At 73.7% G+C, this 23,454-nt stretch carries 3 protein-coding genes; all 3 read left to right on the top strand.

Annotated elements, in window-relative coordinates:
• The first annotated feature begins 2 nt into the window (after window positions 1-2).
• Genes ACWTPI_RS24500 through ACWTPI_RS24490 form a run of 3 tightly spaced genes read left to right on the top strand, consistent with a single transcriptional unit; the run spans window position 3 to window position 23,193 of the window.
• The gene (locus ACWTPI_RS24500) at window positions 3-3,293 is read left to right on the top strand and encodes an amino acid adenylation domain-containing protein (RefSeq protein ID WP_454732999.1); all 3,291 of its coding nucleotides are present in this window, start codon (window positions 3-5) and stop codon (window positions 3,291-3,293) included.
• Between the two features lie 49 nt (window positions 3,294-3,342).
• Window positions 3,343-11,244 (top strand): amino acid adenylation domain-containing protein, encoded by a 7,902-nt coding sequence (locus ACWTPI_RS24495; protein ID WP_454732998.1) that lies wholly within the window; start codon window positions 3,343-3,345, stop codon window positions 11,242-11,244.
• On the top strand, window positions 11,245-23,193 hold the full coding sequence (locus ACWTPI_RS24490; protein WP_454732997.1) for an amino acid adenylation domain-containing protein: 11,949 nt from the start codon (window positions 11,245-11,247) through the stop codon (window positions 23,191-23,193).
• The last annotated feature ends 261 nt before the right edge of the window (window positions 23,194-23,454 follow it).

The raw sequence follows: 23,454 nt of genomic DNA, 5'->3' as shown, positions 1-23,454 counted from the left end.
CGATGAACGCCATCGTCCACGACTTCTCCGCCGCGGCCCAGCCGCTGGGCCGCGAACAGCGCGCGCTCGAAGCGCGCGCCACCGCGCCGGTCACGCTCGCCGCCACGCTGCGCGGCCCGCTGGACGTGCCGCGCCTGCGCGACGCGCTGCTGCGCGTGGCCGCGCGCCACCCCAGCCTGGGCCTCGCCTTCGGCCACGCCGAGGGGCTGCGCGGCCTGCGCCAGCGCTTCGAGGGCGTGCCGCCGCAATGGGCCGAGGCAGCCGAGGCGGCCGATGCCATCGCCGCTCCCGCCGCTCCCCTGCCCGCGCTGCGCGCCACGCTGCTGCCGCTCGGCCCCGACCACCACCAGCTGCTGCTGGCCGCCAGCCCGCTCGCCGCCGACGGCGCCAGCCTCGTCACGCTGTACCGCGAACTGGCGCGGGCCTATGCCGGCGAAGACGCCAACGCCGCCGAGGACCCGCTGGAGGCCCCGCTCGCCTACGCCGACTACCTCGAATGGACCGCCGGCCTGGCCCAGGACAACGCGCAGGCCGGCCACGACTACTGGCACGGCATCGCCGGCGCGCTCGCCGCGCTGGACGCGCCGCGCCTGCCGTGGCGCCGCGCCGCGCCGGACGCGGCGCCGGCGCCGGCCGAGCTGAACGCGCGGATCGGCAGCGATGAGGCCGCCGCGCTGCAAGCCTGGGCGCAGGCGCTCGGCCAGCCGCTGCCGCTCGCGCTGCAAGCCGCCTGGTGGCTGCTGCTGTGGCGCCTGGACCCGGCCGATGCGTTCGCCGCCGGCTGGCTGCACGACTGCCGCCGCGACTTCGACGCGCTGGCCGGCGCCGTGGGCCGCTACGAGGCGGTGCTGCCGCTGGCGGTGCGCCCCGACCCGGACGCGCCGTTCGCGCACTGGCTCGCGCAGCTTGCCGCGCAGGCCGGCAGCCACCTGGACTGGCGCGAGCACTGCCCGGCCGACGCCGCCGCCGGCGCGCCCGGCCGCATCGGCTTCGCCCTCGCCACGCTGCCGCCGGCCATGCCGGCGCGCGGCGGCCCGCACTGGCAGGCGCAGCCGCCGCAAGCGCTGCCCGGCTTCGAGCTGGCGCTGGAAATCCGCGAGGACGAACATGGCGCGCCGCGCCAGTTCGCCCTCCACTACGACGGCGCGCGCTACCGCGCCGATGCCATGAGCTGCCTGCTGGACCAGTACCGCACGCTGCTGGACACGCTGCGCGCGCGGCCCGGCACCGCCATCGGCGCGCTGCCGCTGGCCACCGCCGCCGACGCCGCGCGCGCCGCCGCCATGCACGCCGCGCCGCTCGACGCGGGCACGCGGATGCTGCCGCAGCGGCTGGCGCAATGGGGACGCGAGCGTCCGCACCAGAACGCATTGAGCGCCGCCGGCCTGCAGCTGGACTACCGCGCGCTGAACCAGCGCGTGGACGCGCTGGCCGCGCGCCTGCCCGCCCTCGGCCTGCGCCGCGGCGCGCCGGTCGGCCTGCTGCTGCCGCGCGGCGGCGAACTGGTGCTGGCGCTGCTGGCCGTGCTGCGCGCGGGCGGCGCCTACCTGCCGCTGGACCCGTCGTGGCCGGCGCCGCGCCGCGCGCGGATCCTGGCCGATGCCGGCGCCACGCTGGTGCTGGCCGGGGCGCGCCACCTGCCCGGCGGCAGCGATGGCGCCGATGACACCGATGGCGCCGCCGACCTGCCGCCGCACGTCGACGTGGCCGCGCTGCTGGCGGACAGCGCCACGGCGCCAGCCGATGCCGGCGAGCCGGACATCGCCGCCGGCCAGCCCGCCTACGTGCTCTACACCTCCGGCTCCACCGGCACGCCCAAGGGCGTGGTGATCGAGCACGGCCAGTTGCTCAACTACGCCGCCGCCGCCGGCCACGCGCTGGGCCTGGACCGCTGCGAGCGCTTCGCGCTGACCTCCACCGTGGCCGCCGACCTGGGCAACACCACGCTGTTCGGCGCGCTATGGCACGGCGCCTGCCTGTGCGTGGCCGACGACGCCGACACGCAGGACGCCGCCGCCTTCGCCCGCTTCCTCGCGCGCGAACGCCCGGACTGCCTGAAGATGGTGCCGTCGCACCTCGACGCGCTGCTCGGCAGCAGCGAAGACAACAGTGAGCACGACAACGAAGACAGCGGCGCCGGCGCGCCGCTGCCCGCCGGCGCCGCCATCGTGCTGGGCGGCGAAAGCGCGTCGCCCGCGCTGCTGGCCCGCCTGCGCCGCCGCGCGCCCGCCGCGCGCCTGTGCAACCACTACGGCCCGACCGAGACCACGGTCGGCATCCTCGTGCATGCCGACGATGCCGCCAACGCCAGCGATGCCGCCAACGACCCCGGCGCCGGCCTGCCGCTCACCACCGTGCTGGCCAATTGCGAGGCGCACGTGCTCAACGCCGCCGGCGAACTGGCCGCGGCCGGCGAGACCGGCGAGCTCTACCTCGGCGGCGCCCAGCTTTGCCGCGGCTACCTGGGCCGCGACAGCGACGCCTTCGTGCCGCATCCGCGCCGCGCGGGCGAGCGCCTCTACCGCAGCGGCGACCTCGCGCGCTACCTGCCGCGCGGCGGCCTGGAACTGGCCGGCCGCGCCGATGGCCAGCTCAAGGTGCGGGGCTTCCGCATCGAGTGCGGCGAGATCGAGCACGCGCTGCTGGCGCTGCCCGGCGTGCGCCAGGCCGCGGTGGTGCCGATGGCCGGGCCGGACGGCGCCACCGGCGAAACGCGCCTGGCCGCCTGGCTGGTGCCCGACGACGACGGCGCCATCCCGCTCGGCGGCGCCCGCCGCGCCGCCCTGCGCGCGGCGCTGGCCGCGCGCCTGCCCGAACCGATGGTGCCCGCGCACTGGATCGCGGTGGCCGAGCTGCCGCGCCTGCCCAACGGCAAGGTCGACCGGCGCGCGCTGGCCACGCGCGCGCTGCCCGGGGACGATGCGCCCGCCGGCGCCATCGCCCGCGAGCCGGCCGACGCGCTCGAAGCGCTGCTGCTCGAACAGATGCGCGAGCTGCTCGACGCCCCCGCGCTGCGCGTGACCGACGACCTGTTCGAAGCCGGCGGCCATTCGCTATTGGTCATCAAGCTGGTGGCGCGCATCCGCAAGCTGCTCAAGCAGGAGATCGCGCCCGGCGCGGTGTTCGACGCGCCCAGCGCCGCCGCGCTGGCCACCGCGCTGCGCGCCGCCAGCGCCGACCCGGCGCAGCTGGAAACGCTGGCCGGCCTGCAGCGCACGCTGGCCGCGATGTCGCCCGAGGCGCGCGCGGCCCTGCGCGCCTCGGCCGGCGCGCCCGCCGCCACCGCCGGCTGATCCCGCCCGGACCCCGCCCCGCCCAAGCTCACCGTACAGGACAGCCCCCATGACGCAATCCCCGACCCGCCAGCAGGACGCCGCGCTGCTGGCGCTGCTGCTGGAAGACGAGGCCGAACAAGCCACCGCCGGCAATGACAGCGGCGATGGCGGCGCCTTGCCGTCGCCCATGTCCCCCATGTCCTTCTCCCAGCAGCGGCTCTGGTTCCTGCTGCAATACGAGCCCGGCAGCACCGCCTACAACCAGACCCGCGCGTTCCGCCTGCATGGCCGGCTCGACCGCGCCGCGCTGGCCGCCGCGCTGCGCGCCGTGGTCGACCGCCATCCCGCGCTGCGCACCCGCTTCGCCGCCGACGGCGCGCCGGGCCAGCCGCCGCGGCAGGTGGTGGAGAGCGCGCCGCCGTTCGCGCTGGGCCACGAGCCGCTCGCCGCCGGCGAAGCCGCGCTGCGCGCGCGCATCGACGCCGAGGCCGCGCGCGCCTTCGACCTGTCCCGCGCGCCGCTGCTGCGCGCCACGCTGCTGGCCCGCGCCGACGACGAGCACGTGCTGCTGCTGTCGCTGCACCACATCGTCTCCGACGCGGTCTCCAACGCCGTGATCGCGCGCGACCTCGCCACCGCCTATGCGCAGGCGGCGTCCGGCGCGGACGTGCAACTGCCGCCGCCCGCCGCCACCTTCGCCGCCCACGCGCGCCGCCAGCGCGAACAGCTCGACAGCGGCGCGCTCGACGCGCAGCGCGCGTGGTGGCAGGCCAGCCTGGGCAGCCACGTCCCCGCGCTGCAACTGCCGGTCGACCGGCCGCACGGCGCGCCGGCCGCGCAGCACCTCGCGCGCCGCGTCGACATGGCGCTGCCGCCCGCGCAGGCCGGCGCCGTGCGCGCATTCTGCGTGGCCCGGCGCTGCACGCCGTTCGTGGTGATGCTGGCCGCCTGGCAGGCGCTGCTCGCGCGCCATGCCGGCCAGCACGATTTCGCCATCGGCGTGCCGCACGCGGGACGCGGCGAGCCGGGGCTGGACGACGTGGTCGGCTTCTTCGCCAACACCCACGTCTACCGCTCGCGCACCGGGCCCGGCGTCAGCGCCGGCGCGCTGTGCGAGCGCGTGCGCGCCGACGCGCTGGGCGCGCTGGCCAACGCCGAACTGCCGTTCGAGGTGCTGCTCGACAGCATGCAGGTGCCGCGCGACGCCGGCCGCAGCCCGCTGTTCCAGGTCATGTTCAACCTGCGCGCCGGCGCGCAGGCATTCGCGCTGCCGGGCCTGCGCACCGAGGCCATCGAGGCCCGCGAGACCGGCGCCAAGTTCGACCTGATCCTCGACGTCGAAACGCACGCCGGGACGCACGCCGGGACGCACGCAGACAGCATCCACATCAGCCTCGAATACGACAGCGCGCTGTTCGACGCCGCCACCGCGCAGCGCCTGGCCCGCCACTACGTCGCGCAGCTCGACGGCATGCTGCGCCATCCCGAACTGCCGCTGACCGCCACGCCGCTGCTGGACGCGGACGGCCATGCCGACGACCGCGCCGCGCTCGCCATGCAGCACGCCGCCGGCCAGCCGCGGCGCCGCTTTGCCGGCCTCGCGCCCGCGCACCGCCTGATCCAGCGTCAGGCCGAGGCCCGCCCCGACGCGGTGGCGCTGCGCCACGGCGACGCCACCATCAGCTACGGCGAGCTGGAACGCCGCGCCAACCGCCTCGCGCACCGCCTGATCGCGCTCGGCGTGGGCCCGGAAGTGCGCGTGGGCATCGCCGCCGAGCGCTCGCCCGAGATGATCGTCGGCCTGCTGGCCATCCTCAAGGCCGGCGGTGCCTACGTGCCGTTCGACCCCGCCTATCCGGCCGAGCGGCTGGCTTACCTGTTCGACGACAGCGGCATCGCCGCGCTGCTCGCCCAGCCCGCGCTGCAAGACCTGCTGCCGCGGCGCGCCGGCCTGCCGGTGGTGCTGCTCGACGCCGCCGAAGCGGAGCGCGCGGACTGGCCCGAACACGCGCCGGACGTGCCGGTGCGGCCCGACCATCTCGCCTACGTGATCTACACCTCCGGTTCCACCGGCCGCCCCAAGGGCGCGCAATTGCAGCACGGCAACCTGTCGCGCCTGCTGGCCGCCACGCAGGACTGGTTCGGCTTCGGCCAAGACGATGTCTGGACCCTGTTCCACTCCTACGCCTTCGATTTTTCCGTATGGGAAATCTTCGGCGCGCTGTGCCACGGCGGCCAGTTGGTGATCGTGCCGTTCCTGGTCAGCCGCGCGCCGCAGGACTTCCTCGCGCTGCTGCGGCGCGAGCGCGTCACCGTGCTCAACCAGACCCCGTCCGCGTTCCGCGCGCTGCTGGCCCAGCCCGAGGCCTGCGCGCAGCCGCTGGCGCTGCGCCACGTGATCTTCGGCGGCGAGGCGCTAGAGCCGCAGGCGCTGCGGCCCTGGCTGGAGCGCTTCGGCGACGCCGCGCCGCGCCTCGTCAATATGTACGGCATCACCGAAACCACGGTGCACGTGACCTTCCGCCCCATCGCGCTGGCCGACCTCGACCCGCGCCACGGCGCGCGCAGCCCCATCGGCGAGTGCATTCCCGACCTGGGCGTGCGCGTGCTCGACGCCAGCCTCAACCCGGTGCCGCCGGGCGTGGCGGGCGAACTGTACGTGGGTGGCGACGGCCTCGCGCGCGGCTACCTGAACCGGCCCGGCCTCACTGCGGAGCGCTTCGTGCCCGATCCGTTCTCCGACGGCGGCGCGCGCCTCTACCGCAGCGGCGACCTCGCGCGCTGGCTGCCGGACGGGCAACTCGAATACCTGGGACGCATCGACCAGCAACTCAAGATCCGCGGCTTCCGCATCGAGCCGGGCGAGATCGAGGCGCGCTTGCTGGCGCAGGACGGCGTGGCCAATGCAGCGGTAATTGCGGTGGAGGGGCCGACCGGCTCACGACTCGCTGCCTACGTGGTGCCGGCGGAGAACGCGGTCATCGACGTAGCGTCGTTGCGCGCGGCGCTGGCCGAGCAACTGCCCGACTACATGGTCCCCGCTGCCTTTGTCGTGCTCACGGCGCTGCCGCTCACGCCCAACGGCAAGCTCAACCGCCATGCGCTGCCCGCGCCCGAGTTCGGCGGCACGCAGGCATTCGTCGCGCCCGCGGGCGAGGCGGAAACCGCGCTTGCCGCCATCTGGACCGAGGTGCTCGGCCTGCCGCGCGTGGGCCGCGCCGACAATTTCTTCGAGCTGGGCGGCGACTCCATCCTCAGCCTGCAGATCGTCGCGCGCGCCCGCGCCGCCGGCTGGCTGCTGACGCCGCGCCAGTTGTTCGAGCGCCAGACGCTGGCCGAGCTCGCCACCGTCGCGCAGCCGCTGCCGCGCGATGGCGCGGCCGAAGAAGCCGTGCCAACCGGCGCCGTGCCGCTGCTGCCGATCCAGGCGGATTTCTTCGCCATGCCGATGGAACGCCGCCGGCACTGGAACCAATCCGTGCTGCTCGATTGCCGCGAGGCACCCGATACGGCGGCGCTGTCGCTGGCGTTGGGCGATCTGGTCGCGCACCACGATGCGCTGCGGCTGCGGTTCTCGCCGGCGGATGGTGCCTGGGTCCAGACCTATGCGGACGCGGAAACCGCGCCGGACTTGCTGTGGGTACGCGAGTTCCCGAACGAGACCGAACGCATTGCCCATTGCGAAGCGGCGCAGCGCAGCCTCGATCTCGCGCACGGTCCGCTGCTGCGCGCCGTCGTGCTGCACGGCGCGGCGGGCCAATGGCAACTGCTGCTGGTGATTCACCATCTTGTGGTCGATGGCGTGTCCTGGCGCATCCTGATCGAAGACCTGCTGGCCGCCTACCAGCAGCGCCGCTCCGGCCAGCCGGCCGCGCTGCCCGCCCGCACGGCGTCCTGCCAGCGCTGGTCGGAGGCGCTGCGGCGGAATACGGCATCGCGCGCGGATGAGCTGCCGCATTGGCTGGCCCTGTCCGGCACAGCCGCCGAATTGCCTTGCGACGATCCGAGCGGCTCGCTCACCGTCGCCGAACGCGACAGCCTCACGCTGATACTGCCCGCCGACGCCACCCAGGCGCTGCTCCAGCACGCGCCCGCCGCCTACCGCACCCGCATCAACGACCTGCTGCTGACCGCGCTCGCGCGCGTGCTGGCGCGCTGGAGCGGCAACGCGCGGACACTGATCGACCTCGAAAGCCACGGCCGCGTGGCCGGTGTCGACGATGCGCTCGACCTGAGCCGCACCGTGGGCTGGTTCACCACGCTGTTCCCCGTTGCGCTCGATGGTGCCGGCGCACTGCCGGACGCGATCAAGGCCGTCAAGGAACAATTGCGCGCCGTGCCCGGCGAGGGCATCGGCTTCGGCCTGCTGCGCCGCTTCGGCACCGCCGAACAGCAAGCCGCCATCGCGGCGATCCCCAAGCCCGAGGTCGTGTTCAACTACCTCGGCCAGTTCGACGCCAGCCTCGCCGAAGGCACGCCGTGGCAACCCGCTTTCGGCAACACCGGCGCCGGCCAGGATGCCAGCGCGCCACTGTCGCATCCGCTGTCGGTCAGCGGGCAGGTGCATGGCGGCGAGCTGCGTCTGTCCTTTGCCTTCAGCCGCGCGCGGCACAAGCACGCCACCGTCCAGCGGCTGGCCGAGGATTACCGCGCCGAACTGCTTGCCGTCATCGCGCATTGCACGTCGAACGAAGCCGCCGGTTTCACGCCATCGGACTTCCCGCTCGCGCGGCTGTCGCAGGCGCAGCTTGACGGCCTCGGTCTCGATCCCGCGCAGGTGCAGGATCTGTATCCGCTGTCGCCCATGCAGGCCGGCATGCTGTTCCACAGCGTCTACGCGCCCGCGGGCAGCGCTTACACCAACCAGTTGCGCGTCGACATCGACGGCCTCGATGCCACGCGCTTCGCCGCCGCGTGGCATGCCGCGCTCTCGCGCCATGACAGCCTGCGTTGCGGCTTCCTCCATCGCGGCGAGCAGCCGTTGCAGTGGGTCGCGCGCCATGTCACGCTGCCGGTCGTCACGGAGGACTGGTCGGAGCGCGATGCAACGCAATGCCAGCGTGATCTCGACCAGCTTGCCGCCGATCAACTGGCGCAAGGCTTCGACCTCGAACGCCCTCCGCTGATGCGCGTCGCGCTGATCCGCACCGGCGCCAGTCGCCATCATCTGCTCTGGACCGTCCACCATCTGCTGCTCGATGGCTGGAGCACATCCCAACTGCTCGGTGAAGTCCTGCGCCACTACGCCGGCGAAACCCTGCCCGCCACCGGCGGCCGCTTCGCCGACTATATCGGCTGGCTGCAAGGCCGCGATGCCGAGGCGAGCCGCGCGTTCTGGTCCGCGCAACTGGCCGCGCTCGATACCCCGACCCGGCTGATGGCCGCGCTGCCCGCGCCTGAACATGGCGAAGGCCATGCCGAGCAGCATCATCTGCTCGATGCCGACCGTACCGCCGCGTTGGCGGCGTTTGCCCGCGCGCAGAAGGTCACGCTCAACACCCTCGTGCAAGCCGCGTGGCTGCTGCTGCAGCAGCGCTATACCGGACAGGACTGCGTGGCCTTCGGCGCCACCGTCGCCGGGCGCCCGGCAGACCTGCCCGGCTCCCAGCAGATGCTGGGCCTGTTCATCAACACGCTGCCGGTGATTGCCACGCCGCGCCCCGAGCAAGCCGTCGGCGACTGGCTGCGCGAAGTGCAGGCCCTCAACCTCGCCACGCGCGAGCACGAACACACCCCGCTCTACGAAATCCAGCGCTGGGCCGGACAAGGCGGGCAAGCGCTGTTCGACGCCATCCTCGTCTTCGAGAACTACCCGGTGGACGCCGCGCTGCGCCGCGCGCCGGGCGGGCTGGCGTTCTCCGACGTGCGCAACCGCGCCGAGACCAACTACCCGCTGACGCTGGTCCTCGCCCACACCGACACGCTGCGCCTGACCTGCCGCTTCGACCGCGCAAGGCTGGGCGAGCCGCATGCGCAAATGCTGGCGCAAAGCCTGTTCGCGCTGATGACGCGGATGAGCGAGGACGGCGCCCGCCCGCTGGGACAAGTCGCGCCGGTGCCGCAAGACCAGCAGGCCCGCCTGCTGGCATTGGGCCGCAATCCGCAGGCCTACCCGGCGTTCGTGCCGGCGCATCGCCTGTTCGAGGCGCACGCTGGCCGGCAGCCGGACGCCATCGCGCTGGAAGCCGACGGACAGACGCTCACCTACGCCGAACTGAACCGCCGCGCCAACCGCCTTGCCCATCGCCTGATCGCGCGGGGCGCGGGGCCCGACGTGCCGGTCGGCGTGCTGGCCGAGCGTTCCGTCGAGATGGTCGTCGCCCTGCTCGCCATCCTCAAGGCCGGCGGCGCCTACGTGCCGTTCGATCCCGACTACCCCGCCGAGCGCCTCGCCTACATGATCGGCGACAGCGGCGTGGCCCTGCTGCTGGCGCAGCGCGCCGACCTGCTGCCGACGCCGCCGCGCGCGGTCGAGGTAATCGACCTGACGCAGCCTGCGCAGGCAACCGATGGCGCAGACCACGACCCCGCGCCGGTACTGCTGCCCGACCACCTCGCCTACGTGATCTACACCTCGGGTTCCACCGGCCAGCCCAAGGGCGTGGGCATTGCCCACGGCGCGCTCGGCAACTACCTGCACGGCGTGCTGGCGCCACTCGCGCTGCCGCCCGGCCTGCGCATGGCGATGGTGTCGACGCCGGCGGCCGACCTCGGCCACACCGTGCTGTTCGGCGCGCTGGCCAGCGGCGCGGCGCTGCACCTGCCGCCGCGCCGCTGCGTGTTCGACGCCGCGGCCTTCGCGCGCTACATGGCCGGCCACCGCATCGACGTGCTGAAGATCGTGCCCAGCCATCTGCAAGCGCTGCTGGACGGCGCCGGCGCCGCGGGCGCCAGCGCGGCCGACGTGCTGCCGGCCCACACGCTGCTGCTGGGCGGCGAGGCCACCGGCGCCGCGCTGCGCGCGCGCCTGCACGCGGCGCGCCCGCAATGCCGGCTGGTCAATCACTATGGCCCGACCGAGAGCACCGTGGGCGTGCTGCTGCACGTGGCCGGCAGCGCGCCGCCGGCGGGCGCGCAGGCGCCGGGCCTGCCGCTCGGCACGCCGCTGGGCAACGCCACCGCCTACGTGCTGGACGGCGCGCTGCAGCCGCTGCCCGACGGCGTGGCCGGCGAGCTCTACCTGGGCGGCCCCGGCCTCGCGCGCGGCTACCTGGGCCGCGCCGCGCTGACCGCCGGGCGCTTCGTGCCCGATCCGTTCTCGGACGGCGGCGCGCGCCTGTACCGCAGCGGCGACCGCGTGCGGCGCGGCGCCGACGGCATGCTGGCCTACCTGGGCCGCATCGACGATCAGGTCAAGATCCGCGGCTTCCGCGTGGAGCCCGGCGAGATCGCCGCGCGGCTGCGCGCGCTGCCGGGCGTGCGGCAGGCCGTGGTGGTGGCGCAAGCCATCGGCAATGGCGGCGGACCACAACTGGTCGCCTATGCCGTCGCCGCTGCTGGCCACGCGCCGGCGCCCGCCGCGCTGCGGCAGGCGCTGGCCGCCACGCTGCCCGCGCACATGGTGCCTGCCGCCATCGTGATGCTGGACGCGCTGCCGCTCACCGCCAACGGCAAGCTGGACCGGCGCGCGCTGCCGCCGGCCAGCACGGGCGCCGCCACCGATGCGGCCGCGCAGGCGCCGCAGGGCGAGCTGGAAACGCGGCTCGCGGCGATCTGGCGCGAGCTGCTGGACCTGCCGCAGGTAGGCCGCCACGACAACTTCTTCATGCTGGGCGGCCACTCCCTGCTGGCCGTGCAGCTTCTATCCCGAATCCAAGGCGAACTGCGCATCGACGCGCCGCTGCACCTGCTGTTCGGCGCCGCCACGCTGGCCGAGCTGGCCGCCGCGCTGGACGGCCAGACCCGCCACGCCGACGAAAGCGCGCTGCTGGAACTGGAAGCGTTCGCCAATACCCTGGAGGCAGTCTGAATGATCGAAGCCAACACCGCGGCCCGCCTGGCCGCGCGCTTTGCCACGCTGGCGCCGGCGCAGCGCCGCGCGTTCCTCGACAAGATGGCCGAGCAGGGCATCGCCTTCTCGCAACTGCCGATTCCTGCGCTGCCGCAAGGCGGTGACGATGCCGCCGGCGCGCCGCTGTCCTACGCCCAGCAGCGCCAGTGGTTCCTGCACCAGTTCGAGCCGGCCAGCGCGGCTTACCACATCAGCAGCGGCGTCAGCCTGCGCGGCCGCCTCGACGTGGCGGCGCTGGGCGCGGCCTTCGCCACGCTGGCGCAGCGCCACGCCGCGCTGCGCACCGCCTTCGTGGCCGACGCCGCCGGCGAGGTGCGCCAGCGCGTACTGCCCGCCGCCGCGCTGGCCATGCCGCTGCTGGACCTGTACCAGGGCGGCGCGGCCGAAGCCACGCCGCAGGCCCGCGCCGCGCGCGCCGACGCCATCGCCGCCGAGCTGGCCGGCCAGCCCTTCGACCTCGGCAGCGCGCCGCTGCTGCGCGTGCGCCTGCTGCGGCTGGGCGAAGACGAACACCGGCTGCTGCTGGTGATGCACCACATCGTCTCGGACGGCTGGTCGATGCAGTTGCTGATCGACGAGCTGGCGGCCTGCTACCGCGCGCACCTGCTGGGCGATGCCGCCAGCCTGCCGGCGTTGCCGGTCGGCTACGCCGACTATGCCGCGTGGCAGCGCAACTGGCTGGAAGCCGGCGAGCAGGAGCGGCAACTGGCCTACTGGCGCGCGCAACTGGCCGACGCGCCCGCCGTGCTGGCGCTGCCCACCGACCGCCCGCGCCCGGCCGCCGCCGTCTACCAGGCTCACCGCCTCGACATCGGGATCCCCGACGCGCTGGCGCAGGCGCTGCGCGAGCGCGGGCGCGCGCACGGCGCCACGCTGTTCATGGTGCTGCTGGCTGGCTTCCAGGCCCTGCTCTACCGCCATGCCGGCAGCCGCGACCTGTGCGTGGGCGTGCCGGTGGCCAACCGCAACCGCATCGAGACCGAAGGCGTGGTCGGCCTGTTCGTCAACACCCAGATCGTGCGCGGCCGCCTGGACGGCCGCCAGCCGCTGGCCGCCGCGCTGGAACAGGCGCGCGCCGCCGTGCTCGGCGCGCAGGCGCACCAGGACCTGCCGTTCGAGCAACTGGTGGACGCGCTGCAGCCCGAGCGCAGCATGAGCTACAACCCGCTGTTCCAGGTGGTGCACAACCACCGCCGCAGCGACCGCGCCGCGCTGGCCGAGCTGCCCGGGCTGGTGCTGGAGACCGCGCCCATCGGCGAGCGCAGCACCGCGCTGGAACTGACGCTGGACACGCGCGAAAGCACGGACGGGCACATCAGCGCCTGCTTCCACTACGCCGCCGAACTGTTCGACGCCGCCACCGTGGCGCGGCTCGGCGCGCACTACCTGCGGCTGCTGCGGCAACTGGCGGAGGCGCCCGAAGTGGCGCTGGACGCGGTGGCGCTGCTCGATGCCGGCGAGCGCTCGGCGCTGCTGGCGCTGGGCCAGGGCGAAGCGCCGCCCGCCGATGGCCTCGCCGTGCACCAGCGCATCGCCCGCCATGCCGCCGCAAGGCCCGACGCCACCGCCGTGATCTGCGGCGACCAGACCCTGCGCTACGGCGAACTACTCGCCCGCGCCGACCGCCTCGCCACCGTGCTCCACGCGCGCGGCATCGGCGCCGAGAGCCGCGTCGGCATCGCGCTGTCCCGCTCGCCCGACATCCTCATCGCCCTGCTCGCCGTCATGCGCAGCGGCGCGGCCTATGTCCCGTTCGATCCGGCTTATCCGCCCGAACGGCTGGCGTACCTGTTCGGCGACAGCGCGATTGCATTGCTTGTCACCGAGACCGCCCTGCTCGATGCGCTGCCCGCGCCCGCCTCGCTGCCGGTGCTGACGCTCGACATGATGCCCGACAACATCGCCGCGCTGCCTGAACAGCCGGTGCACCGCGATCAGCTTGCCTATCTGATCTATACCTCCGGCTCCACCGGACAGCCGAAAGGCGTGTGCGTCTCCCACGGCCCGCTTGCCATGCACGTGGCCGCCACCATCGAAGCCTATGAAATGGGCGCGCATTCACGCGAGCTCCATTTCCTGTCCTTCGCCTTCGATGGCGCGCATGAGCGCTGGCTGTGCGCGCTCGCCTGCGGCGGATCTCTAGTGTTGCGCGACGATGCGCTGTGGACGCCCGAGCAGACCTGCGAAGCGCTGATCCGCCATCGCGTCACCAACGCCGGTTTTCCGCCCGCCTACCTGAAGCAGCTTGCCGAGTGGTGCGCGCAAAGCGGTCAGCGGCCCGAGGTCTCGCTCTACTCCTTCGGCGGCGAGGCCATGCCGCGGCCTGCCTTCGAACTGGCGCGCCGCGCGCTGGCACCGCGCACCTTCATCAACGGCTACGGCCCGACCGAAACGGTGGTCACGCCGATGGTGTGGAAGGTGCTCGCCGACAGCCCGGAAGCCGATTTCGCCGGCACCTACGCCCCGATCGGCCGGCCGGTCGGCGCGCGCTGCGCTTACCTGCTCGATGCCGAGCTCAATCTCGTGCCGCCAGGCGTGGCCGGGGAGTTGTACCTCGGTGGCGATGGCCTCGCGCGCGGCTATCTGAACCGGCCCGGCATGACCGCCGAGCGCTTCGTGCCCGATCCGTTCTCCGACGGCGGCGCGCGCCTCTACCGCAGCGGCGATCTCGCGCGCTGGCTGCCCGACGGCCAGCTCGAATACCTGGGTCGCATCGACCAGCAACTCAAGATCCGCGGCTTCCGCATCGAGCCGGGCGAGATCGAGGCGCGCTTGCTGGCGCAAGCGGGTGTCGCCAATGCGGCGGTGATCGCGGTGGAGAGTCCGACCGGCGCACGACTCGCTGCCTATGTGGTGCCGGCAGAGGGTTGCGTCGTGGATGTGGCGTCGTTGCGCGCGGCACTGGCCGCGCAACTGCCCGACTACATGGTCCCCGCCGCCTTCGTCGCGCTCGCCGCGCTGCCGCTCACGCCCAACGGCAAGCTCGACCGCCGCGCGCTGCCCGCGCCCGAGTTCGGCGGCACGCAGGCATTCGTCGCGCCCACGGGCGCGGCGGAAGCCGCGCTTGCCGCCATCTGGGCCGAGGTGCTCGGCCTGCCGCGCGTGGGCCGCGCCGACAATTTCTTCGAGCTGGGCGGCGACTCCATCCTTAGCCTGCAGATCGTCGCGCGCGCCCGCGCCGCCGGCTGGCTGCTGACGCCGCGCCAGTTGTTCGAGCGCCAGACGCTGGCCGAGCTCGCCACCGTCGCGCAGCCGCTGCCGCGCGATGGCGTGGCGGATGAGACGGTGCCGACCGGCGCCGTGCCGCTGCTGCCGATCCAGGCCGCGTTCTTCGAGACGCCGATGCCGGTGCGCCATCACTGGAACCAGTCGGTCTTGCTCGATTGCCGGGAGGCGCTCGATACACAGGCGCTGGCGCTGGCATTGGGCGATCTGGTCGCCCATCACGATGCGCTGCGGCTGCGGTTCTCGCCGGCGGATGGTGCCTGGGTCCAGACCTATGCGGACGCGGAAGCGGCACCGGACCTGCTGTGGGTGCGCGAGTTCGGCGACGACGCCGGGCGCATTGCCCATTGCGAGGCCGCGCAGCGCAGCCTCGATCTCGCGCACGGTCCGCTGCTGCGCGCCGTCGCGCTGCACGGCGCGGCGGGTCAATGGCAACTGTTGCTGGTGATTCACCATCTTGTGGTCGATGGCGTGTCCTGGCGCATCCTGATCGAGGACTTGCTGGCCGCGTATCGGCAGCGGGCTGGCGGCGAGCCTGCCGCCCTGCCCGCGCGCACCGCTTCCTGTCAGCGCTGGTCGGAAGCCTTGCGCCGCAACGCCGCTTCGCGCGCGTCGGAATTGCCGCACTGGCAGGCGCTGTCGAATGCGGCCGCTGCCCTGCCTTGCGACGACCCGAGCGACTCGCTCACCGTCGCCGAACGCGACAGCCTCACGCTGACGCTGCCCGCCGACGCCACGCAAGCGCTGCTCCAGCACGCGCCCGCCGCCTACCGCACCCGCATCAATGACCTGCTGCTGACCGCGCTCGCGCGCGTGCTGGCGCGCTGGAGCGGCAACGCGCGGACGTTGATCGACCTCGAAAGCCACGGCCGCGTGGCCGGTGTCGACGATGCGCTCGACCTGAGCCGCACCGTGGGCTGGTTCACCACGCTGTTCCCCGTTGCGCTCGACGGCGCCGGCACGCTGCCGGACGCGATCAAGGCCGTCAAGGAACAACTGCGCGCCGTGCCCGGCGAGGGCATCGGCTTCGGCCTGCTGCGCCGCTTCGGCACCGCCGAACAGCAAGCCGCCATCGCCGCCCTGCCCAGGCCCGAGGTCGTGTTCAACTACCTCGGCCAGTTCGACGCCAGCCTGGCCAGCGATACCCCCTGGCGCCCGGGCACCGGCGAAACCGGCGCCAACCAGGACCAACAAACGCCGCTGTCGCATCCGCTGTCGATCAGCGGGCAGGTGTCCGGCGGGCAGTTGAAGCTGTCGTTCGCCTTCAGCCGCGCGCGGCACAAGCACGCCACCGTGCAGCGGCTGGCCGAGGACTACCGCGCCGAACTGCTTGCCGTCATCGCGCATTGCGCGTCGAACGAGGCCGCCGGCTTCACGCCATCGGACTTCCCGCTCGCGCGGCTGTCGCAGGCGCAGCTTGATGGCCTTGGCCTCGATCCGGCACAGGTGCAGGATCTCTATCCGCTCTCGCCCATGCAGGCGGGCATGCTGTTCCACAGCGTCTACGCGCCCGCGGGCAGCGCCTACACCAACCAGTTGCGCGTCGACATCGACGGCCTCGATGCCACGCGCTTCGCCGCCGCGTGGCATGCCGCGCTCGCGCGCCATGACAGCCTGCGTTGCGGTTTCCTCCATCGCGGCGAGCAGCCGTTGCAATGGGTCGCGCGCCACGCCGCGCTGCCGGTCGTCATGGAGGACTGGTCGGACCGCGAGCCGGCGTGGATCGCCGACGCGCTCGATACGCTGGCCGATAGCCAGCTTGCGCAGGGCTTCGACCTCGAACGTCCGCCGCTGATGCGCGTCGCACTGATCCGCACCGGCGCCAGTCGCCATCATCTGCTCTGGACCGTCCACCATCTGCTGCTCGATGGCTGGAGCACGTCCCAACTGCTCGGTGAAGTCCTGCGCCACTACGCCGGCGAAACCCTGCCCGCCACGGGCGGCCGCTTCGCCGACTACATCGGCTGGCTGCAAGGCCGCGACGCGGAGGCGAGCCGCGCCTTCTGGTCCGCGCAACTGGCCGCGCTCGATACCCCGACACGGCTGATGGCCGCGCTGCCCGCGCCCGAACATGGCGAGGGCCATGCCGAGCAGCATCACACGCTCGATGCCGACCGCACCGCCGCGCTGATGGCATTCGCCCGCGCACAGAAAGTCACGCTCAACACCCTTGTACAGGCCGCGTGGCTGTTGCTGCTGCAACGCTATACCGGACAGGACTGCGTGGCCTTCGGCGCCACCGTCGCCGGGCGCCCGGCGGACCTGCCCGGCTCCCAGCAGATGCTGGGCCTGTTCATCAACACGCTGCCGGTGATTGCCACGCCGCGCCCAGAGCAAGCCGTCGGCGACTGGCTGCGCGAAGTGCAGGCCCTCAACCTCGCCACGCGCGAGCACGAACACACGCCGCTCTACGAAATCCAGCGCTGGGCCGGACAAGGCGGGCAAGCCTTGTTCGACGCCATCCTCGTCTTCGAGAACTATCCGGTGGACGCCGCGCTGCGCTGCGCGCCGGGCGGGCTGGCATTCTCCGACGTGCGCAACCGCGCCGAGACCAACTACCCGCTGACGCTGGTGCTGGCCCACACCGACACGCTGCGCCTGACCTGCCGCTTCGACCGCGCCTTGCTGGGCGAGCCCCATGCCGCCGACCTCGCGCGCGCGCTGCTGACCGTGATGGCGCAGATGAGCGAGGATGCGGCGCGGCTGCTCGGCGGCATCTCGCTGGTGGCGCCCGCCGAACAGCCCGCGCTGCTGGCGCTTGGCCGCAACCCGCAGCCCTATCCGGCGCCGGTGCCGGTACACCGCCTGTTCGAGGCGCGCGCCGCGTCTCATCCCGAGGCCGTTGCGCTGGTCTTCGGCGCGCGGCAGCTCGGCTACGCCGAGCTGAACCGCCGCGCCAACCGCCTCGCCCATCGCCTGATCGCGCGGGGCGTGGGGCCCGACGTGCCGGTCGGCGTGCTGGCCGAGCGTTCCGTCGAGATGGTCGTCGCCCTGCTCGCCATCCTCAAGGCCGGCGGCGCCTACGTGCCGTTCGATCCCGACTATCCGGCCGAGCGCCTAGCCTACATGATCGGCGACAGCGGCGTGGCCCTGCTGCTGACGCAGCGCGCCGACCTGCTGCCGACGCTGCCGCGCGCGGTCGAGACGATCGACCTGACGCAGCCTGCGCAGGAAGCCGATGGCGCAGACCACGACCCCGCGCCGGTACTGCTGCCCGACCACCTCGCCTACGTGATCTACACCTCCGGCTCCACCGGCCGCCCCAAGGGCGTGGGCAACCGCCACGGCGCGCTGCACAACCGGCTGTGGTGGATGCAGGCGCAATACGGCCTCGGCGCGCGCGACACGGTGCTGCAGAAAACGCCGTTCAGCTTCGACGTCTCGGTGTGGGAGTTCTTCTGGCCGCTGATGACCGGCGCGCGGCTGGTGCTGGCCGCGCCCGGCGACCATCGCGACCCGGCGCGCATCGCCGCGCTGATCGCGCGCCACGGCGTGACCACGCTGCATTTCGTGCCGGCCATGCTGCAGGCCTTCGTCGCCCACGACGAGGTGGCGGCCTCGTGCGCCACGCTGCGCCATATCGTGTGCAGCGGCGAGGCGCTGCCGGCGGCGCTGGCGCGGCGCGCCATGACGCTGCTGCCGCACGCCGGCCTGCACAACCTGTACGGGCCGACCGAGGCGGCCATCGACGTCACGCACTGGACCTGCCGCGACGACGGCGGCAGCGCGGTGCCGATCGGCAGCCCCATCGCCAATGTCGACGCCCACGTACTGGACGGCGCGCTGCATCCGCTGCCCGACGGCGTGGCCGGCGAGCTGTACCTCGGCGGCGCGGGGCTGGCGCGCGGCTACCTGGGCCGCGCCGCGCTGACCGCCGAGCGCTTCGTCGCCGATCCGCATGGCGCGGCGGGCGAGCGCCTGTACCGCACCGGCGACCTGGCGCGCCGCCGCGCGGACGGGCAGATCGCGTACCTGGGGCGGCTGGACCATCAGGTCAAGATCCGCGGCCTGCGCATCGAGCTGGGCGAGATCGAGGCGCGCCTGCTGGCCCACCCGGGCGTGCGCGAGGCGGTGGTGGTGGCGCCGGCCGGCGAAGGTCCGGCGCGGCTGGCCGCCTACGTGGTCGGCGCCGCCGGCGCCAGCCCGGACGTGGCCGAACTGCGCGCGTGGCTGGCGCAGGCGCTGCCGGACTACATGGTGCCCGCCGCGCTGCTGGTGCTGGAGGCGATGCCGGTCAGCGCCAACGGCAAGCTGGACCGGCGCGCGCTGCCGTCGCCGGAGTTCGCCGGCAGCGCCGCCTTCGCGCCGCCCGCCGGCGCCGCCGAGACGCAACTGGCCGAGGCCTGGGCGCAGGTGCTGAAGGTGGCGCGCGTGGGCCGCGCCGACAATTTCTTCGAGCTGGGCGGCGACTCCATCCTGAGCCTGCAGATCGTGGCCAGGATGCGCGGCGCCGGCTGGCTGCTCACGCCCAAGCAGCTGTTCGAGCAGCAGACGCTGGCCGCGGTGGCGGCCGCACTGGTGCCGCTGGCCATGCCGGCCGCCAGCGCGCAACCGGCGCCGCGCGCGGCCGCGCCGCGCACGCGCCTGCGCAGCGAGGACTTTCCGCTGGCAGGCCTGCGGCAGGACCAGCTCGACGCATTGCAGGCGCAGGGGCTGGCGCCCGCCGAGGTGGAAGACCTGTATCCGCTCTCGCCGATGCAGGCCGGCATGCTCTACCACAGCGCCAGCGCGGCCGATGGCGGCGGCGCCTACGTGAACCAGTTGCGGGTGGATATCGACGGGCTGGACGCGGCGCGCTTCGCGCTGGCCTGGCGCGCGGCGCTGGCGCGCCATGACACGCTGCGCAGCGGCTTCCTGCAGCGCGGCGAGCAGCCGCTGCAATGGGTCGCGCGCGAAGTGGAACTGCCGGTCACGCACGAGGACTGGTCCGCGCGCGCCGCCGGTTGCGAGCCGGCGCTCGACCGCTTCGCCGCCGACGATCTCGCGCGCGGCTTCGACCTCGAGCGCCCGCCGCTGATGCGCCTGGCGCTGATCCGCACCGGCGCGCGCCGCCATCACCTGGTCTGGACCGTGCACCACCTGCTGCTCGACGGCTGGAGCACCGCGCAACTGCTGGGCGAGGTGCTGCGCCAGTATGCCGGCGAGGCGGTGCCCGCCGCCGCCGGCCGCTTCGCCGACTACATCGGCTGGCTGCAAGGCCGCGATGCCGGCGCGGCGCAGGCGTTCTGGAGCGCGCAGCTGCGCGGCTTCGACACGCCGACGCGGCTGGCCGAGGCCGTGCCCGCGCCCGATGCCGGCAGCGGCTACGGGCTCCTGCAGCACGAATGCGACGCCGCGCAGACGGCGCGGCTGGCGGCCTTCGCGCGCGCGCAGAAAGTCACCGTCAACACGCTGGTGCAGGCCGCGTGGCTGCTGCTGTTGCAGCGCTATACGGGCCAGCGCCGCGTGGCGTTCGGCGCCACCGTGGCCGGGCGCCCGGCGGAGCTGCCCGGCTCGCAGCAGATGCTGGGCCTGTTCATCAACACCCTGCCGGTGATCGCCGCGCCGCGCCCCGAGCAGGCCGTGGGCGACTGGCTGCGCGAGCTGCAGGGCTTCAACCTGGCCGCGCGCGAGCACGAGCACACGCCGCTGTCCGACATCCAGCGCTGGGGCGGCCAGCCCGGGCAGCGGCTGTTCGACAGCATCCTGGTGTTCGAGAACTTCCCGCTGGAAGACGCGCTGGCCCCGGCCGCGCGCAGCGGCCTGGCCATCGAGACGCGCGCCAGCACCGGCCTGACCGAATACGAGATGGACGTGGAAGTGAGCCTGCGGCAGACGCTGCGGCTAGGCTTCACCTATATGCGGCGCGCCTTCGACGAGGCCCAGGTCGAGCGCATCCGCGCGCAGCTGCTGGCGCTGCTGGAAGCCATCAGCACGCGGCCCGGGCAGGCGCTCGGCTCGCTGGGCCTGCTGGCCCCGCGGGCGTCCGCCGAACTGCTGGCGCTGGGCCAGGGCGAGGCGCCGCCCGCCGACGGCCTCGCCGTGCACCAGCGCATCGCCCGCCATGCCGCCGCAAGGCCCGACGCCATCGCCGTGGTCTGCGGCGACCAGACCCTGCGCTACGGCGAACTGCTCGCCCGCGCCGACCGCCTCGCCGCCGTGCTCCACGCGCGCGGCATCGGCACAGAGAGCCGCGTCGGCATCGCGCTGTCCCGCTCGCCCGACATCCTCGTCGCCCTGCTCGCCGTCATGCGCAGCGGCGCGGCTTACGTGCCGTTCGATCCGGCTTATCCGCCCGAGCGGCTGGCGTACCTGTTCGGCGACAGCGCGATTGCATTGCTCGTCACCGAGACCGCCCTGCTCGATGCGCTGCCCGCGCCCGCTTCGCTGCCGGTGCTGACGCTCGACATGGTGCCCGACAACATCGCCGCGCTGCCTGAACAGCCGGTGCATCCCGGCCAGCTTGCCTATCTGATCTATACCTCTGGCTCCACCGGCCAGCCGAAAGGCGTGTGCGTCTCCCACGGACCGCTTGCCATGCACGTGGCCGCCACCATCGAAGCCTATGAAATGGGTGTGCATTCGCGCGAACTCCATTTCCTGTCCTTCGCCTTCGATGGCGCGCATGAGCGCTGGCTGTGCGCGCTCGCCTGTGGCGGATCTCTGGTGTTGCGCGACGATGCGCTGTGGACGCCCGAGCAGACCTGCGAAGCGCTGATCCGCCATCGCGTCACCAACGCCGGTTTTCCGCCCGCCTACCTGAAGCAGCTTGCCGAGTGGTGCGCGCAGAGCGGTCAGCGGCCCGAGGTCTCGCTCTACTCCTTCGGTGGCGAGGCCATGCCGCGGCCCGCCTTCGAACTGGCGCGCCGCGCGCTGGCACCGCGCACCTTCATCAACGGCTACGGCCCGACCGAAACGGTGGTCACGCCGATGGTATGGAAGGTGCTCGCCGACAGCCCGGAAGCCGATTTTGCCGGCACCTATGCGCCGATCGGCCGCCCGGTCGGCACGCGCTGCTCTTACCTGCTCGATGCCGAGCTCAATCTCGTGCCGCCCGGCGTGGCCGGGGAGTTGTACCTCGGTGGCGAGGGCCTCGCGCGCGGCTACCTGAACCGGCCCGGCATGACCGCCGAGCGCTTCGTGCCCGATCCGTTCTCCGACCGCGGCGCGCGCCTCTACCGCAGCGGCGATCTCGCGCGCTGGCTGCCGGACGGCCAACTCGAATACCTGGGACGCATCGACCAGCAACTCAAGATCCGCGGCTTCCGCATCGAGCCGGGCGAGATCGAGGCGCGCTTGCTGGCGCAGGCGGGTGTCGCCAATGCGGCGGTGATCGCGGTGGAGAGTCCGACCGGCGCACGGCTCGCTGCCTATGTCGTGCCAGCGGAAGGCAGCACCATCAACATAGCGTCGTTGCGCGCGGCGCTGGCCGCGCAACTGCCCGACTACATGGTCCCCGCCGCCTTCGTCGAACTCGCCGCGCTGCCGCTCACGCCCAACGGCAAGCTCGACCGCCGCGCGCTGCCCGCGCCGGCCGCCGAGGGCGAGCGGCCCTACGTGGCGCCACGCACGGAGGCGCAGCGCTGGCTGGCGCAGGTATGGCAGGAGGTGCTGGGCGTGGAGCGGGTCGGGCTGGACGACCATTTCTTCGAGCTGGGCGGCGACTCGCTGCTGAGCCTCAAAGTGATTTCGCGCGTGCGCGCCAACAAGGCGCTGGGGCTGGCGCTGAAGCTGCGCGACCTGATGCGCACGCCGACCATCGGCGAGCTGCTGCCGGACGCCGCCGCCGCGCCGGTGGCCGGTGCCACGCCGCCGGCCGCGCTGCGCGTGCTGGCGCAGGGCCCGGCCGGCGCCGCGCCGGCGCCGCTGTGCTGCGTCCACGCGGCGCTGGGCACGCTGTTCGACTACGACGAGATCGCACGCCGCCTCGGCGCCGGGCGCGCCGTCTACGGCCTGCAGTCGCGCATGCTGCTGGACCCGGACTGGCGCGACGCCTCGCTGGAGGCGATGGCGCGCGACTACGTGCGCGAACTGCGCGCGGCGCGGCCGCAGGGGCCTTACCTGCTGCTGGGCTGGTCGCTCGGCGCCACGCTGGCCACGCTGATGGCGCGCGAGCTGGAGGCGCAGGGCCAGCAGGTGCAGTGGCTGGTGCTGGTCGATCCGTTCGTGCCGCAGCCGGATGCCGGCGCCACGGCGCCGGCGCCGCGCTGGCGGACCGCGCTGGCCGATTTTGCCCGCCGCATGCTGCCGCACGCGCCGCCGCTGCCGATGCCGGCCAGCGCGGACGTGGACGCGGAGCCGGAGCCGGACGCCGCGGCCGTGCGCGCCCTGCTGGCGCCGCTGATGGCCGGCGCGCCGGCGCGGCAGCAGGCGCTGGGCGCCGACGAGCTGGCGCAGATGTTCCTGGCGGCCCACCGCCTGGGTACGCTGGCCGGGGCGCTGCGCGCGCTGCCGCCGGTGCGCGCGCCGCTGGCGGTGTGGTGGCGCGCCGGCCGCGCCGGGGCCGCCGCGCGGCTGGCGCAATGGCAGGGCGCGCCGCTGCGCGAGGCCGTGCTAGACGGCGTGGACCATCACGCCATCGTGCGCGATGCCCGCCTGGTCGAGGCGCTGGCCGCGCTGGCGCCGGACCGGCAGGCCCCCGGCAATGCCACTGCCGGCGGCGCGGGCAATGGCATGCAAACCACAACCCTGCTGACGGAGTAGGGTAAAAACGAAAATTCGGATGCGAATACTAATGATTTGCATTTAGAATTGCGGTCGATATGACCGCCCGGCGCCAAGGCGCCACCGGACCGGCCCGCCCTGCCTCGCAGGCGGGCCGGCGCCGTCGGGGCGGGCCGCACCGGCTCCCCATCGCCAATCGCGGCCATCACGGAATTCCAGGGACCACCCGCAGGCCGCGCCGCCGCAGAACCGGCCCGGCCCGCCGGGGCGTGCCCATCTGTCGGGCTGCCCGGCCGCCAG

The organism is Cupriavidus ulmosensis (assembly GCF_977008105.1).
The sequence above is the reverse complement of the archived record's forward strand: the minus strand, read 5'-3'. Positions and strand labels throughout refer to the sequence as shown.